The following is a 16,458-nucleotide window of genomic DNA, read 5'->3' as shown; positions in this document are numbered from 1 at the left end:
CGACAGCCTGCTTATGTGCAGGGAAGCGCCGTAATGATATAAGATAAACAAAGGGGCCGATGCCGGCCCCTTTGTTTATCTATGCTTTTTTCTGTAGCTTTTCATCCAGCAGTTGGAGCATTTTTTCAAATTCCTCCGGGTTAAACCCTGAAGATTCCCAGATCACCTTCCCGTTTTCATCGAGGATCACATTCCGGGGAATGTATGCCGTCGCAAATTTTCCGAAAACATTTCTCTTCATGTCCGGCAGCAGCGGGAAGTCTACCTTTATTTTGCCTTTGAATTCATTTACTTCCGTCCAGTTATGTTCCCTGCCGAACGCCAGGAATACAAAGCGGGGATCGTCTTTATGCGCCTGCCATACTTTTTCGTTCAGCGAAGGCATTTCAGCACGACAGGGACCGCACCAGGTGGCGAAAAAGTTAATAAAGACTATTTTCCCTTTATAATCAGCGAAGGTGGTCGTTTTGCCAGGTGCGGTCTCAAAGGAAACAGCGGGGGCCTGGTCGCCAAGGTGTATTAAAGTAGCAGTATCTGTTGGATTTTGTGGCTGACCATATGTCCATGAGGCGGAAGTGATACCGGCCATGATGAATACTAATCTGAGAATGAAATTGCGGTACATGTTGGGTGTTTGTTTAAGATGGCTGTGGAGTGTTGGCCATACAATATACTATAATCGGGCCGACTTTGGTCACCTCACCCGTTCTTCCCCCCGTTCTTCTACTTCCGTTCTACCCCGTTCTACCCCGTTCTTCGGTATCATCACCTGTTGCGCCTGTTATGCTATGGACGCTTTTACCTGCCAAATACCTCCCGGCATTTACCGCTGGTGTAATTTTTTATGTGCTATATCGATTTTGCAAATAAAAGTTTCCATTTTATTGTATTTTGGAAACCGGATATCAGAAGGATGCTATTAAAATGCCATTCCTGTGTTTAACGGGAACCCGGCTTGTGCGCGCGTTGTATATATTTTCCACGTTAGGTATATACACTTTGGTCAGTATGTTGTAATACCCCTTCCTATCTTTTTAAAGTTCACATTCCGGCTATTATTTTCATTGGATGCATAACGCTAAAAGGATTTAGCAAATAAAAAAACAAAACAGATCTATGCTCAAATGGTATGAGTTCCGTCCGAAGTTGAAACAACTGGGGGTTAGTCCCGGTAAAGCTTTGGTCTTCATGATGGGCATTGGCTGCAGCCAGCAGCTGATGGCCCAGCAGTCAATTCCCCTGACCGACCTGTCAGGATTCAAACAGCCGGCAGCTAACTGGCGCATTGCCGGTGACGTCAACGCCGACCTGCAAAAAGAAAACACGCTGACCGCCACCAACGGCACCGGTATCCTGGTCAACCTGCCCGAGAAAGGTAAACACGGCCAGGACCTGTACACTAACTGGCAGCATGGTGACCTGGACCTGGAGCTGGACTACCTCGTGTCTTCCAAATCCAATTCCGGCATCTACCTGCAAGGCCGCTACGAAATCCAGCTGCTCGACAGCTGGGGCGCGGTAAATCCCCGGTCGTCTGACAACGGCGGTATCTACGAACGCTGGGACGATAGCCGTCCGGAAGGGCAGCAGGGCTACGACGGGCATGCTCCCCGCCAGAATGCCAGCCTGGCGCCCGGCCTGTGGCAACATATGAAAATAGCCTTCCAGGCGCCCCGCTTCGATGCTGCGGGTAATAAAATTGCCAACGCCGTCATCCTTAAAATAGAACTCAACGGCGTTACCATCCAGGAAAACGTAGTACTGTCCGGCCCTACCCGCGGCGGTATGGGAAATAATGAAGTGGCAGAAGGACCGCTGCGCATCCAGGGCGACCACGGCACCGTGGCCTTCCGCAATATCAGGGCCCAGTCCTACAACGCGCCCAAACCGGAACTGAAAGCAGTGCAATACGCTATTTACAAAGGTTCCTTCCGGCAGCCACCGGATTTCAAAACGCTCAAACCGGCAACCACCGGGGAAGCTGCGCAACTGACGTCCAATCTTCCCGGTTTGCCCGACAATGAGTTCCTGGTGCGCTATACCACTACGCTGGACGTAAAGGCCGCCGGCACGTACGATTTTAATCTGCACACTTCCGGTGGCGGCGGACAGCTAAAAGTCAACGATCAGCTGCTCAATGGTGCCCGCAACCGCGAGGCGAGAGGAAGCATCACCCTGCAACCCGGCAGCTACCCTGTAGAAGTACTGTATGCTAAAAATGTGGATTGGGCGAAACCTTCCCTGACGCTGAGCGTTCGTTCCGCTGCCGTACGTGAGTTCGTGCTCAGCGACCTGAACGTGCCTGCCGACGACCCCACAGATCCCATCCTCGTTACAGCTGCTGAAAACACAGTACTGCGCAGCTTTATGGACCTCAGGGGCGGTCCGCGCGTAGTACACGCCGTTTCTGTAGGCAGCCCGGTCAAAGTACATTACACCTACGATATGGACCATGCAGCGCCGGTACAGGCATGGCGCGGCGAGTTCCTGAACACCACGCCTATGTGGCACGATCGCGGCGACGGCTCCTCCCGCCCGATGGGCATGGTGCGGGTACTGGACAACAAGCCGGCGATGTCGCTGGCGCGTCTTGCCTCCGCTGAGGCAGCATGGCCCTCGGATACAGCGGGCACCGCTTACCGCCCTAAAGGATACGACCTCGATCCCGAAGGACTGCCTTCTTTCCGGTTCGATATTTACGGCGCTGCAGTAACCGACACCTTCCGCATATTGCCCGGCAACACGGGGCTGCACCGCAGCCTGCAGGTGGCAGGCGCCCAGGATGGCCTCTATGCCCGTATAGCCGTGGCCGATAGTATTTCCCAACTGGCGGATGGCACTTATATGATAGGGGACAAAGCCTGGTATGTGAAAATAGACAATAACGGTACGAAACCCGTTATCCGCCGTCAACAGGGAAAAATGGAACTGATCGTACCGGTAAAAACAGCCATCGGCTATGCCATTATCTTCTAAGCAGAAACACGCACGAGAAATTATGAAACTGACTTATAAAAGATTAACAGCCGGAATAGCAGCCGGTATGTTGATGATGACGACTGCTATTCAACCGGCGCTGGCACAGGAGTCGCCCAAAGAGGAAGACTTCTTCCGCATTGCGCGTATCAGCTCGCCGGAAGGCACCCTGCTGGAAGTAGGCGGCCTGTGTACGCTGCCCAACGGCGACCTGGGCATCGCTACGCGCCGCGGTGATATCTTCATCGTGGAAAATCCGACCAGCCGCCAGCCTTACTTCCGCAAAGTGGCCTCCGGCCTCCACGAAGTACTGGGCCTCGCCTGGAAAGACGGCTCCCTCTACTGCGCACAACGCGGAGAACTGACCAAACTTACCGATACCAATATGGACGGTAAAATAGACCGCTTCGAAACCGTATATTCCTGGCCGTTATCCGGTCACTATCACGAATACAGCTTTGGCCCGGTAGTAGCGCCGGACGGTTCTTTCTTCGTTTCCGGCAACGTAGCCTTCGGCGATGAAGAATGGTGGCGAGGTGAAAGCCGCGTTCCCTGGCGCGGATGGATGATGCACATCTCTCCGGATGGTAAAATGGAACCCTGGGCCACCGGCTTCCGTTCTCCCTGCGGCCTCGGTATCATCGACGGTGAACTGTTCTACACCGAAAATCAGGGCGACTGGATGGGTTCCGGCGCACTGGTACATGTGAAAAAAGGCAGCTTCGTAGGACATCCTGCGGGCCTGCGCTGGAGCAACCTGCCCAACTCGCCGGTGAAACTGACGACCGAGCAGCTGTACAGCAAAGTAGACCCCCGCTTCCGCAGAGATGCCAACAACCGCGCTATCAAACCGGAGAACGTGGAGAACGAAAAGTTCGTGACGCTGTTCGATATGAAACAATACTTCCCTGAAGTACAGCTGCCGGCGGTATGGTTACCACATGGCGTGCTGGGTATCTCCAATGCACAGGTGCTGCCCATCCCGGAAGGGGTGTTCGGGCCTTTTGCCAAACAGGTACTGATAGGTGACCAGGGACAGAGTAAGATCATGCGCGTATACCTCGAAAAAGTAAACGGAGAATACCAGGGAGCAGCCTGGGATTTCAGAAGCGGTTTCCAGTCAGGCGTACTGCGGCTGGCATGGGCTAAAGACGGTTCGCTCTTCGTAGGGGAAACCAACCGCGGCTGGGGTTCTGCCGGCGACGCTAACCAGGGCCTGCAGCGACTGGTGTGGAACAACCGGGTACCTTTCGAAATGAGAACGGCAAGTGCGAAACCGGATGGCTTCGAGATCACCTTCACGCAGCCGGTAGATAAAAAGTATGCGGAAGACCTGGCATCTTACCAGGTGGAGAGCTTTATCTACAAATATCATCCGGTGTATGGCAGCCCGACCGTGAACACGGAAAAGCTGACCGTTAAAGGGGTGAAAGTAGCGGCCGACGGCATGAGCGCGCGTATTATCGTCAGTGGTTTACGCCGTTATTATATTCATAAGGTATCGCTCACGGGTATACGTTCCCAGGAAGGTTCCTATTCACTGGTACATCCGGATGTGTACTATACGCTGAACAATATTCCGGAAGGCGCATCCCTGGCCATGTCTGAAGTCAGCACTAAAAATTCTGCCAAAGCGCCGGTGGTTGAACCGAAAGCTCCTGCTAAAACCGCGGCACCCAAAGCAGAGGCCACCAAAGTACCAACGCTCGCACAGATACAGCCGTTGTTAAATAAATATACCTGCTCTTCCTGCCATAATGCAGAAAAGAAACAGGTAGGGCCCGGCTTTAAGGAAGTGGCCAAAAGGAATTACTCCGTCGCCAAAATTCTGGCGCTGATTAAAAATCCAAAGCCGGAGAACTGGCCGGGCTATGCTACGCCGATGCCACCGTTCCCGCAGGTGCCACAGGCCGATGCCACTAAGATCGCGCTGTGGATCAACTCTCTAAAATAATTTTGGGATTTTCGGATTTTGGAATTTAGGTATTTGTGACTTTGAGGAGTCATTATCCCACAATACCTAAATTCCGAAATCCGAAAATTTATAAATGATTACCGGTTCATAAGGTCCTCAATTTCTTCTGCTTCTTTCGGGATCGTTTTCATCAGATCTTCAAAGCCGTTTTCAGTGACCAGCAGGTCATTTTCAATTCTCACCCCGATACCTTCTTCTTCGTTGTAAATACCCGGTTCATTGGTGATGACGGCGCCTGCGGGCATCACTTCATCATAATAGCCGGTATCGTGTACGTCCAGTCCCAGGAAGTGAGACACGTTGTGATAGCAGTATTTGTTGAGATAATGCTGTGCGTCGTGTTTGTTAATGTCGGCGGTAGTGCAGAGCCCCAGTCCCACCAGTTCTCCGAGCAGCAGGTTGTTGGAGATTTTCCACAGATCTTTTATGAGGATGCCCGCCTTTACTTCCTGCGCCACCTGTTGGTGTACCCGCAGCACCGCGTCGTAGTAGGCTCTCTGACGCGGGGAGAAACGACCGTTCAGCGGAATGGTGCGGGTGAGGTCTGTATTGTAGTAGCGGAATTGTGCTGCTGCATCGATCAGTACCAGGTCTCCGTCTTTGCCGGTGCTTTCGTTGGCGCGGAAGTGCAGGATACAGGCGTCTGCACCAAAAGCCACGATGGGTTCATAGGCCCAGGTGGCGTTATACTGCATGTATTCGTGGATCATTTCTGCGGCTACCTGCATACCGGTTTGCCCGGGACGGATGGTTTGCAGTACGCGGCGGAAGCCTTTTTCGGTGATCCCGCTGGCTTTGCGCAGGAGCGCTGTTTCTCCCGGCGTTTTCGCGTTGCGTTGCCTTGCCAGGATAGGGTAGAGGCGTTCGTAGCGATGCAGCGGATAGCGTTGTTTGCAGTCCAGCAGCAGCCGGTCTTCCCGCGTTTGTGTTTCATTGTCTGAGCGGGCATGTTCGTTGGTATGCAGGTAGATAGCATTGCAGAGCGGCAGCACTCTTTTCATGACGGCCCAGAATTCATCGGTATAAAAAACGGTGCGGATACCGGAAATTTCCGAAGCGGTGTTTTTATCGGCCCTTCTGCCGAGCCATTTCACAAACATCTGGTCTACCCGTTTGATGAACAGTATCTCCCGCAGGGCAGGATCAGGATGGCCGGGAAAGAGCGCCAGCATGGCATCTTCTTCGGTGAGGCCCGTCAGGTAATAAACGTTCACGTTGGGGTAGTAGGGCATCGTTCCGTCGGCATTGGTGGGCATGGTGTCGTTGGCGGTAAGGACAGCGGCGGCGCCGGCAGGCAGTTGCCGGATAAGGCGTTGACGGTGTTCTGAAAACATAGGCGTGACTTTATTTTAGTGAAGTCACAAACTTAGCGGGAGGCCAGGGAATAAGTGGTGTAAAAAAGCGACAGTTTCAGGCGGACCACCTGGTCCATTCTTTCCGGAAGTGGGAGAAGTCATGGTACCCTAATTCTTCCCAGTCGGCTTTGTAGCCATGCAGCATGTATTGTGCGGCAGCATGGCGGAAGCGCAGGATGGCCAGGCATTTTTTAGGGCTGATGCTCAGCGAATCGGAGAAGTATCTTTCGAGCGTACGGGGTGACACATAGAGCAGGCTGGCCAGTTTTTTCAGCTGGAAGCCTGATTGCTGCAGGGCAGGGCCGTTGAGGGATTGCAGTACATAGCTGAAACGATGGTGATCGGCCATGGTGCTGGTATGCCGGCGCAGGAACTGCTCCAGTAAGGTTTTGATAGCCTGCATGTCCGGGGCTTCATACACCGCCGATTCCAGCGCGGGCATGTGCGCCATCACATCGCAGGCCGACAGTGTTTGTCGTTGCATATCAGCGCCTTTGATATGGAAAAGATAGTTCAGGCTCGCGGGTTTGAACTTGATGCCTACCAGGAAGTTATTCGGGTAATGGCGGTAGGTGACAGGAGTAGTTTGGTATCCTATTAACTCACTGTGGTGGCAGGAATGCAGCAGTTGCCCTGCTGCATTGCAGATATCGAAGGGGGCGCCCATGTTCAGCACGAGAGAAGCGTTCATGTTAGCCAGGAGCAGTTCCCGGAATTCTTCCTGCTCCGGCAGCGGCCTGCGGAGGTCCAGCAGCCAGTAGTACACCACATGTGGCTCCAGGTCCGGAGAAGGGCTGATATACCGGTACTGCCCGTTGAAATATTCCTGGTTGATGAATTCGATTGCCTGCATAACAGGGGGCTAATTTACGGATATCATGGGTATGATTTGATCAACTCCTGAACATTTTAATCGCATGTTCTGTTAAATAATTACCTGTGAAAATCCGGACCGGGGCGCAGTGATCACCGCAGTAGCGCCCTGTCTTTCCCCCGGCTTTCATGAAAAAAATTACCGGCATACATAGTGGATGCCGGCCGGACTTGCTGTACTGTAAAATATCATTTGAAGTTAACGGTTGATAAACAGGTACAACATCTTGCAATTTGTTGAGATGTGCTGGGGCGGGCTTATAGATGGACAACGCCCGCCCTTTTTTATGTTCAGGATGCGCTTTTATATTGATAGTATTTTCCTGCCATCAGTCCCATCGGTAACCCAATAGCTACCATGAGGATACACATGCCCACCAGCACGTTGACCAGGTGGAACGGTCCTTTGGGAATATTGGTCAGCGGTAATATCAGCAGGTTCATCACCAGCCAGACGAAAATACCGTACACCAGGCCTGATACCGAAGGTATTTTCCGCATTTCCGGTATGCGCGGATACAGGAAGAAGAACAGTAAGGTGAATCCCAATGCGATCGTGTAATGGAACAGCACGCCCCACCACACCATGGCAGGATTGCCGCTGAATGCCTCTTTGCCGAATACGCCGCTGGCGACGAACAACAGTACGTTGACAAAGCTTTTGCCTGTTACCAGCACAAACTGCAGGCAGGCGGAGAAAAGATCGAGGGTACCGGCTATTAACCAGGTGAGGAAGATAATGCCGACAGGAAAAGCGCGAGTGTTAGCCATAGTGTTTAAGAGATGTAGCGATGAAAGAAATGGTGTCTTTAAATTATAAAATTTCTTTATGAAAAACTAAAGGAAATTTTGAGGGTCCACCTCTCTTGCCGCGCCGGTTCGCCGCTGATTTTCATCGGACGTTTCGTAACGGTTCATCAACCCGCAGCTCCCAGCCCTCAACCCCGCAGTTCTCAGCCCGCCAGCCCCGCAGCCCTCAGCCGTCAGCCCTCAACCCGCCAGCCCCGCAGTTCTCAGCCCACCGGTTCTCCACCATGGCCTGTACCGCCCACTGCATCCCTATCTCCCCCAAAAAAAATTGTGTTATTAATACAATATTCCCCCATTTTATCACCCTCTTCCTCGCTGACCTTAAAATCTCCTTAAAATTATTTTATAAAATATTATTTATCAATCTATTAAAATTTATAAAAATAAAAATTTAAATAAACGTTTAAATAAACGATTGTTTAAATTAAACGTTTGTTTAACTTTGCTTCGTCAAAAATCAACAAAAGGGAACATGGAAGACTATAACGATAAGCAACTTTCAATCATTACGGTGGCGGAGCGGTTGTTTGCAGAAAAAGGTTTTCATGGCACTTCCGTAAGGGATATTGCACAGGAAGCAGACGTGAACATAGCCATGATATCCTACTACTTCGGGTCCAAGGATAAACTGCTGGAAGCGGTTTTCAGATTGCGCATGAATGCATCCCGCGCCTTCATCAATGAACTGGTACAGAACGATACCATGGCCCCGCTCGAAAAAATATACTCCCTGATCGACAGGTTTATCAATAAAATGCTGAATGAACAAAACTTTCAGTGCATTATGAGCAGGGAACAGCTCAACAAAGAGCAAAGCCCTATCAGGGACCTGATCTGGCAACTGAAAGCTGAAATGCTCGGACTGATGCGCCCCATCGTGACCAACGCCCAGGACGCCGGCATCTTCGCGACAGACGTGGACGTGGAAATGCTGATGACGACGCTGTTCGGGACCATCCACCAGACGATCCCTGCCCAGCATCTGCTAAGGGCCAATACCGCCTACGCTCACATGAACGACCAGGAATTCAAGGAATATCTAAGGCTCCGACTGAGCAACCATTTGAAAAAATTGTTTAAAGCAATATTAACACATGAATTCTAGAAGCATATACAAACGATTATATGCGCTTGCATCCGGAATCGTGCTGACGCTGGTTTTTCAGGCAGCATCCGCACAACAAAGCGTAAAACCGCTTTCGTTAAATGAAGCCATATCGCTGAGTCTACAAAACAGCAAACAATTGAAGGCCAGCCAGGCCCGCATCGAAGAAGCCAACGCCAACGTAAAAACAGCCAACGAACGACAGCTGCCCGACGTAAGCATCTCCGGCTCTTACCTGCGACTGACACAGCCTAACCTCGATCTGAAACTCGGAAAAGGAGACAGCAACCCTGGCGGCGGCACCCCCTCCGAAGCCCCGAAAGTAAATCAGGCGGCCTACGGAATGGCCAACGTGTCTATCCCCGTATTTGCCGGCATGATGATACAGAGCGGCAAAGAAGCTGCCCGCTACCTCGCACAGGCAGCCAGGCTGGACGCCGATAAAGACCGCGATGATGTGATCCAGAACACCATCGGCGCCTACAGTAACCTCTACAAAGCCACCCAGGCGGTGAAACTGATGGAGGAAAACCTGAAACAGTCCACCCAGCGCGTGAAAGATTTCTCCAACCTGGAAAAGAACGGCCTGCTGGCACGCAACGACCTCTTAAAGGCGGAACTGCAAAAGTCCAACTACGAACTGTCCCTCATGGACGCGCAGAACAGCCTGAAAGTAGCCACCCTCAACATGGACATCATGCTGGGCCTGCCGGACAACACACAGTTACAACTGGACACTACCGTCTTCCTGGCCGACAAAGCTGACAACAGAGGCGTAGCGGAATTCGAACAACTGGCCTACCAGAACCGTAAAGATGCCGCCTCCCTCGGCGCGAAAGAGAAAGCTGCTTTCGCCAACGTAAAAGGCGTGAAAGGAGAATATTATCCCTCCCTCGCTCTCACCGGTGGTTATGTGGCAGCCTACATTCCCAACGTTGTCACAGTTACGAACGCGATAACAGCCGGCGTGGGACTGAAATACAGCCTCTCTTCCCTCTGGAAAACAGGTAGCAAGGTAGCCAGCGCCAAAGCGCAGCTCGCAGAATTGCAGGCCAACGAAGCGCAGCTGACAGACGCCATCCACCTCGATGTGGTGCAGTCTTACGAAAACTACCTCCTGAGCAGGAAAAAAATGGACACTTATATCAAAGCCATAGAACAATCAGAAGAGAACTACCGCATAACGAAGAACAAGCACGATAACAATCTCGCAACCACCACCGACCTGCTGGATGCGGACGTGGCCAACCTCCAGTCCCATCTGAACTACACCTTCGCAAGGGCAGATGCACTGGTGGCCTACAACAAATTGTTACAGGCATCGGGTATACTCGACAACAACAAATAACAACAAACCAATAAACTACAAAGCTGTGGAAACGCAAACAAAAGCTACTAATAATACATCTACCATGCAGGAAACATCCGCGCCTAAAAAGCGCAGCAAAGGGTTCGTGATCGTACTGGCCGCTCTGGTACTGGGTGGCGGCGCGTTCGGTATCTCTAAATACATCCATAGTCTGCACCATGAAGAAACAGACAACGCGCAGATCGACGCTAATGTAAGCCCCGTTATTCCGAGAGTATCAGGTTTCGTGAAAGAAGTAAGAGTAAAAGATAACCAGCACGTGAAAAAAGGGGACACCCTCGTGATCCTCGACGACCGCGACCTGGCTATCAGAGTGCAACAGGCTGAAAACGCCCTCGCTACCGCAAAAGCTAACCTGGGCGCTGCTGAAGCGACCACCAGCGCTGCGACAACAGGCATCAGCACCGCACAGGCAAACGTAAGCACCATCGACGCCCAGATAGAAGCCGCTAAGGTAAACATCTGGAGAGCTAACCAGGACTATGAACGTTATGCTAACCTGATCAAGGACCACTCCATCACCCAGCAACAATACGAACAGGCGCTGGCTGCCAAACAAACAGCCGAACGCCAGCTCGACGTACTGGTAAGACAGAAAGCCGCGGCCACCCGCCAGACTTCTGTAGTGACCTCCCAGAGCAGCGCTACCGCTAAACAGATCAACCTGGCCAACGCTGCCATCAAACAACGTGAAACCGATGTGGACGATGCTAAACTGAATCAGTCCTACACCGTGATCACCGCTCCGGAAGATGGCGTGCTGTCAAAAATCTATGTGCAGCCAGGTCAGTATATTACCGCAGGCCAGTCCCTCTTCAGCGTGGTAATGGACACCGCCCCCTGGGTAGTGGCCAACTTCAAGGAAACACAGCTGGAAAAAATGAAGCTCGGCCAGAAAGTGACCGTTCATATCGACGCTTTCCCCGGCACACCGCTGGAAGCCAAACTGACTTCCTTCTCACCGGCCACCGGCGCTAAATTTGCCCTGCTGCCCCCGGACAACGCTTCCGGTAACTTCGTAAAAGTAGTACAACGTCTCCCTGTGAAGATCGAATTCGACGACCCGAACAACGAACTGATCAAAAGGTTGCGCCCGGGTATGAACGTGTTGGTAGACGTGCATCTCAACTAATCATACATGAATGCATCCTGACCAGGGGTTAATAGTTAAACCGGTTACATTATTCATTAGGCGGAAACCATTAGCTTCATCTCAAGACCTCAAGACAGGAAACCACCGGCTTGATTATTAATTCCTGGTCACCCTGCATTCATTCAAAATAAATTGCTGCATGCAACAAGAATCATTGGTAGAATACGGCTCACGCAGGGTGATCATCACGATCACCGCTATCTTCTGCGCGCTGCTGGAAATCGTGGATACCACTATCGTGAATGTGGCATTGAACGACATGCGTGGTAACATGGGCGCCACACTCAGTGAGATCGGTTGGGTGATCACCGCTTACGCTATCGGTAACGTAATCGTTGTACCGATGACCAGCTGGTTGTCCCAACAGTTCGGCCGCCGTAACTACTTCGCTGCCTCTATCATCATATTCACCATTTCCTCCTTCCTTTGCGGTAACGCAACGGCCATGTGGGAGCTGATACTCTTCCGCTTTATACAGGGCATCGGAGGCGGTGCATTGCTGGTAACGTCACAAACCATCATTACAGAAAGCTATCCTCCGGAAAAAAGAGGTGTCGCCCAGGCTATCTATGGTCTCGGCGTGATCATCGGCCCCACACTGGGCCCTCCGTTGGGTGGTTATATCACCGATAACTATTCCTGGCCTTATATCTTCTACATCAACATCCCTATCGGGGTGATCGCGACCCTGCTGACTTTGCAGTTCGTACGCAGCCCGAAATATGCGGAGAAGAAAGCCATCAATGAAATCGACTTCCTGGGTATTATCTTACTCGCCATCACCGTAGGCTGTCTCCAGTTTGTACTGGAACGCGGCCAGGAAGATGACTGGTTCAACGATCCCACCATCACGCTGTTTTCCGTGATGAGCGCACTGGGACTGTTCTTCTTCATCTGGCGCGAGCTGACGTACAAGAACCCCATCGTGGAACTGCGGGTATTGAAAAACGGTAACCTGCGGGTGGGAACGGTACTCTCGTTTATATTGGGCTTCGGCCTTTACGGCTCCACCTTCATCATCCCGCTGTACACACAAAGTACGCTGGGATGGACCGCCACCCAGTCCGGTATGCTGATGATACCCGCCGCCCTCACCACCGCATTCATGATGCCGATCATCGGTAAACTGCTGGAAAGAGGCGTGCCGCAACAGTACCTCGTGGCTTTAGGTATGTTATTGTTCTTCGTTTATAGCCTGTGGGGATACATGATCATCACACCTGCTGATACCGGTTCGGATGCGTTCTTCTGGATGCTGATCGTCCGCGGGGTAGGCATGGGGCTGCTCTTTATCCCGATCACCACGCTGGCGCTGTCGTCGCTCAAAGGACAGCAGATTGGCCAGGGTGCGGCCTTCACCGGTATGATGCGCCAGCTCGGCGGTTCTTTCGGTGTGGCGTTGATCACCACTTTCATGGCGCGCCAGAACATGGTACACCGTAACGACCTGGTGTCTAAACTGGATACCAACAACCCGGATGTTATCAACCGCGTCAATGGCCTGGCACATAACTTCGCTGCCAAAGGCATGGACGCCGGCACCGCCGTCAGAAGCGGATACAAAGTACTGGACTACAGCATTACCAAACAGGCTGCTGTGATGTCTTATATGGACGTGTTCCTGTACCTCGGGCTCATGTTCCTCATCTGTATCCCGTTTGTACTGATGGTAAGAGCTAAGAAAGCTGCAAAACTGGATCCGTCAGCTATGCACTAACGGTCCCGTTTTTCGACATAAAATATTGTTGCAATAACAGTGTAACAGTTGTAGGTTTAGGTAAATAAGCCCCGATATTCATCGGGGCTTTATCTTTTTTACAACATGCCATCATCACATGAATGAACGATTTCCATTGTGTTTAGGACAGGCAATTCAACCGCCTGAACAACAACGTAGCCAGGCGTCAGCCCCGGAAACCGGAGTACGGCATTTTAAAATTTCATCGCAATTTTTGTAAAGAGGCGTGTGCCGTTAAAGCCCATCTGCACGGCGTCCCAGGGACCGCCTGTTTCGCCGTCGTAAGCCGACAGTTTGGCGCCGGGCACATAACCAAGGTCAGGATGTACATTGAAGATATTGTCTGCACCCAGGAACCAGGTGAACCGGTCTGAAAAGCGGTAGCTGGCATAAAGGTCGGTGACGGCTTTGCCGTTATAGTTGAATTGTTCAGACACCAGGGTGCCGTCTTTGTCCAGCGCTACAAGGGGGCTGATGCCGGTGCCCGCCAGGTTGGGATCGCCGGGCAGTCCTGTGCCTTCTTTGGCCGGATCGCCGGCAAAGCCGTAGCCGAGCAGTACGATTTTACCGAAGTAGGTAACGCGGGCGCCTACACTGACTTTTTTGATACCATATTCTATATTGAAATTGAGTTTGACCGGTGGCGCAGAAGCCAGCACAAAATGTTGTTCCCTTTCGCTGAAAAACTCACCCCGGTGAAGGTAACTGTCATTCAGTTTATCGGGTACGTTGATTTTGTCAATGTTCATGTGTTGGATATTACCGGTAAACAGTATCCTGAGACGGTGGTCTTTTTGCATCCATCTTTTATTGTAGTCTACTACCAGGTCGAGGCCGTAGTTCGTGGTGTTAACCGCGTTGGCGAAGAATTGTGCATTATCAATATGCAGGGCTTTCAACGCATCCTGGAATTCTTTGTCAAGGGTAGCGTCGCTGGCGTTGAACTGGCCGGAGAGCACGATACGGTCTTTTACTTTTACGAGGTAACCATCGACGGTAATGGTGAGCGTTGCAATGGGTTTCAGTGAGAAGCCCAGGCTGGCGTTCAGGGATTTCTCCTGCTTCAGCTCCGGGATACCGGCGGCTTTTGTAATGGGACTGTTGTTCGGCGCAATTTTCACTTCCGTGATGCGGCCGCCCTGAACGTTGGTGAACTGTGAGCTGTAGTTGATCTGTTGCAGGGAGGGAGCGCGGTAACCGGTGCTGACAGAGCCGCGGATGTTGAATCCGCGGGCAGCTTTATAACGGGCGGCCAGTTTGTAGTTGCTGGTAAATCCGAAGTCGTTGTAGTTTTCCAGCCTTACGGCGCCGCCGAGCAGGAATTTCTCGTTAACGTCCCATTCAGCGTCTGCAAAGGCGGCGATATTGGAACGGTCTGCCTTTACCACGTCGGTGGGGCGATACCCGGGAAAGCCCTGTGCACCGGTGGCTTTGTTGAAAGTAGGGTCGTAGTTGGTATAGGAGGCCTCTTCACCGGCATATATGCGGTACTGCTCATAGCGGTATTCTCCACCGATGGCGAGGTTCAGCCCATGGAGCAGGTGTTTGGAGAAGGTGAGGCTGGTCGTGTTCTGCAGGAAGGAGAAACCACCGTCTTCAAAATGGGTGGGCGTGTTGCTGCCAAGAGACGCGTTGAACGTTTTATCACCGAAGAAACGGAAGTTATTTTTGCCGACAGTATTGCTGAAGTCCCATTCCCAGTCGCTGTCGGTAACGCTCTTCACGCCGGTTGTCAGCGACATGTCCTGTATGTGTGTTTGTATGTGCGGATTAAAGATGGTGTCGGCAGCACCGCCGGGCGTGGGAATGCTTTCCATGATGCCCGGATAAAACAGGAGACTGCCGCCGGGGCCCGTGGGAAACCGGTCGGTATGGCCACTGGAAAGGGGATTGAATCCATGAAATGTTCTCGTATAGGCGTATGCGTCAGATGACTTGTAATTATAGCCGCCGAAGGCATAGAAGGAGCTCACACCCTTATCAAACGGGAGTTTGAGATTAAACATGCCTCCGCCGGAAGTGACGGAGCCGTCGCCATGGGCGCGGCGGCCGGTATTGATTGGCAGACCGTTGGTATTGTTGAGGTTAGTGTCCAATACCTGGCGGAAGGTTTTGCCCTGCCTCAGGAAGTTGCCGGAGACTGTGAGCGATCCGCCGTGTTTACCGATGGGTGCACCGTAGGAGACGCCCAGGGTGGCGGTATTGCCATCCAATGCGTGACCGGTGGTGTACTGGCGAAGGTCCCGTTTGAACCAGGTGTTGTATTTGGGATCGTAGTAGGCGGCGTAGCCGGCATCTACCGTCAGTTGTTTGACCGTGGATGTTTTCAGAATGATGTTGATAACGCCGGCGATCGCGTCTGATCCATACTGGGCGGAAGCGCCATCCCGCAGTATTTCCACGCGGTCGATGGCTGATGCCGGGATGGCGTTAAGGTCGGTGCCGGAGTTGCCGCGGCCGCGGGTACCGAATACGGATACAAAAGCTGTTTGGTGCCTTCGTTTCCCGTTGATGAGCACCAGCGTCTGGTCCGGCCCCAGTCCGCGCAGGGTGGCCAGTTCTATCTGGTCGGCGCCATCGCTGCCGCTTTGTTTGTTGTAGTTGAACGAGGGGGCGACGGCGTTAAGCAACGAGGTCAGTTCCATCTTGGCGCTGGGCAGTCCTGCCTGTTGAACGCTGATCACGTCTACCGGTACCGGCGTCTCTGTTTTGGCACGGCCACCGGCACGGGTGCCCACTAAAACAATCTGCGAAAGTTCAGTGGCGGCAGGTGTCAGCTGGATATTAATTTCCGTACGGCCGCTGACGTTAGCGCTCACCGTATTGAAGCCAACGGCGGTGAATTCAAGGCTTCCGCCGGAGGGCACCTCCAGCCGGTAGGTACCGTCGTTGTTGGTGAGTGTGCCTTTGTCGGCAGACCTGATCCTGACGGTGACACCTCCCAGCGGCTGACCGGTAGCAGCATTGGTTACTTTGCCGGTAACAGGCAGATTTTGGCCGGAGACATAGTTGCACAGCAGGATGCCGGTTAAAAGAAACAGGTTTTTGAGGATCATATGAGGGGCTTTCCATTAATTTAAGGAAAAAATCCCATATAACCATTT

11 protein-coding genes are annotated in these 16,458 nt (G+C 52.2%); 6 read left to right on the top strand and 5 right to left on the bottom strand.

The annotated features are described in order from the left end of the window. Positions 1 to 79 precede the first annotated feature (79 nt). Positions 80 to 625 (bottom strand): TlpA family protein disulfide reductase, encoded by a 546-nt coding sequence (locus HF324_RS22695; protein WP_168860897.1) that lies wholly within the window; start codon positions 623 to 625, stop codon positions 80 to 82. Positions 626 to 1,116: 491 nt separating this feature from the next. On the opposite strand from HF324_RS22695, the gene HF324_RS22690 reads away from it, so the two are divergent. Next, positions 1,117 to 2,976, top strand: a complete 1,860-nt coding sequence (locus HF324_RS22690) for a 3-keto-alpha-glucoside-1,2-lyase-like domain-containing protein (protein WP_168804674.1) — start codon at positions 1,117 to 1,119, stop codon at positions 2,974 to 2,976. 22 nt (positions 2,977 to 2,998) lie between these two features. Further along, entirely contained in the window at positions 2,999 to 4,930 is a 1,932-nt protein-coding gene (locus HF324_RS22685) for a hypothetical protein (RefSeq protein WP_220100805.1), read from the top strand. A 98-nt stretch (positions 4,931 to 5,028) separates the two neighbouring features. On the opposite strand, the gene HF324_RS22680 is transcribed toward HF324_RS22685, so the two are convergent. The 3 genes from HF324_RS22680 to HF324_RS22670 all read right to left on the bottom strand — a co-directional run bounded on the left by HF324_RS22680 (position 5,029) and on the right by HF324_RS22670 (position 7,950). After that, positions 5,029 to 6,285: an aminopeptidase P N-terminal domain-containing protein gene (locus HF324_RS22680; RefSeq protein WP_168860896.1), complete on the bottom strand. Its 1,257-nt coding sequence runs from the start codon at positions 6,283 to 6,285 to the stop codon at positions 5,029 to 5,031. A 76-nt stretch (positions 6,286 to 6,361) separates the two neighbouring features. Next, complete coding sequence (locus HF324_RS22675) at positions 6,362 to 7,159, bottom strand: helix-turn-helix domain-containing protein (protein ID WP_168804672.1); 798 nt, start codon at positions 7,157 to 7,159, stop codon at positions 6,362 to 6,364. Between the two features lie 311 nt (positions 7,160 to 7,470). Beyond that, on the bottom strand, positions 7,471 to 7,950 hold the full coding sequence (locus tag HF324_RS22670) for a DUF1440 domain-containing protein (protein WP_168804671.1): 480 nt from the start codon (positions 7,948 to 7,950) through the stop codon (positions 7,471 to 7,473). 511 nt (positions 7,951 to 8,461) lie between these two features. Here HF324_RS22670 and HF324_RS33805 point away from each other — a divergent pair. The 4 genes from HF324_RS33805 (at position 8,462) to HF324_RS22650 (ending at position 13,333) form a co-directional block, all read left to right on the top strand. After that, positions 8,462 to 9,094 carry a TetR/AcrR family transcriptional regulator gene (locus HF324_RS33805; RefSeq protein WP_168804670.1) on the top strand — a complete coding sequence of 211 codons (633 nt, stop codon included), beginning with the start codon at positions 8,462 to 8,464 and terminating at the stop codon, positions 9,092 to 9,094. Beyond that, positions 9,084 to 10,442 (top strand): TolC family protein, encoded by a 1,359-nt coding sequence (locus HF324_RS22660; protein ID WP_168804669.1) that lies wholly within the window; start codon positions 9,084 to 9,086, stop codon positions 10,440 to 10,442. The genes HF324_RS33805 and HF324_RS22660 overlap by 11 nt, the downstream gene beginning before the upstream one ends. A gap of 25 nt (positions 10,443 to 10,467) precedes the next feature. Continuing rightward, a complete protein-coding gene (locus HF324_RS22655) occupies positions 10,468 to 11,595 on the top strand; it encodes an HlyD family secretion protein (RefSeq protein ID WP_309475631.1) in 1,128 nt (375 codons plus the stop codon). Between the two features lie 160 nt (positions 11,596 to 11,755). Then, entirely contained in the window at positions 11,756 to 13,333 is a 1,578-nt protein-coding gene (locus HF324_RS22650) for a DHA2 family efflux MFS transporter permease subunit (RefSeq protein ID WP_168804668.1), read from the top strand. A 215-nt stretch (positions 13,334 to 13,548) separates the two neighbouring features. Here HF324_RS22650 and HF324_RS22645 read toward each other — a convergent pair whose 3' ends face one another. Then, a complete protein-coding gene (locus tag HF324_RS22645) occupies positions 13,549 to 16,410 on the bottom strand; it encodes a TonB-dependent receptor (protein ID WP_168860895.1) in 2,862 nt (953 codons plus the stop codon). Between the last annotated feature and the right edge of the window lie 48 nt (positions 16,411 to 16,458).

It is taken from the genome of Chitinophaga oryzae (genome assembly GCF_012516375.2).
Taxonomy (GTDB): Bacteria; Bacteroidota; Bacteroidia; order Chitinophagales; family Chitinophagaceae; genus Chitinophaga; species Chitinophaga oryzae.
Note: the sequence above shows the minus strand (reverse complement) of the source record. Positions and strands in the feature narration are given on the sequence as shown.

What these genes read in the sequence shown, in the direction of transcription:
- HF324_RS22680 (WP_168860896.1), bottom strand. Translation starts at nt 6,285, where the DNA reads ATGTTTTCAGAACACCGTCAACGCCTTATCCGGCAACTGCCTGCCGGC.
- HF324_RS33805 (WP_168804670.1), top strand. Translation starts at nt 8,462, where the DNA reads ATGGAAGACTATAACGATAAGCAACTTTCAATCATTACGGTGGCGGAG.
- HF324_RS22650 (WP_168804668.1), top strand. Translation starts at nt 11,756, where the DNA reads ATGCAACAAGAATCATTGGTAGAATACGGCTCACGCAGGGTGATCATC.
- HF324_RS22690 (WP_168804674.1), top strand. Translation starts at nt 1,117, where the DNA reads ATGCTCAAATGGTATGAGTTCCGTCCGAAGTTGAAACAACTGGGGGTT.
- HF324_RS22645 (WP_168860895.1), bottom strand. Translation starts at nt 16,410, where the DNA reads ATGATCCTCAAAAACCTGTTTCTTTTAACCGGCATCCTGCTGTGCAAC.
- HF324_RS22670 (WP_168804671.1), bottom strand. Translation starts at nt 7,950, where the DNA reads ATGGCTAACACTCGCGCTTTTCCTGTCGGCATTATCTTCCTCACCTGG.
- HF324_RS22675 (WP_168804672.1), bottom strand. Translation starts at nt 7,159, where the DNA reads ATGCAGGCAATCGAATTCATCAACCAGGAATATTTCAACGGGCAGTAC.
- HF324_RS22685 (WP_220100805.1), top strand. Translation starts at nt 2,999, where the DNA reads ATGAAACTGACTTATAAAAGATTAACAGCCGGAATAGCAGCCGGTATG.
- HF324_RS22695 (WP_168860897.1), bottom strand. Translation starts at nt 625, where the DNA reads ATGTACCGCAATTTCATTCTCAGATTAGTATTCATCATGGCCGGTATC.
- HF324_RS22660 (WP_168804669.1), top strand. Translation starts at nt 9,084, where the DNA reads ATGAATTCTAGAAGCATATACAAACGATTATATGCGCTTGCATCCGGA.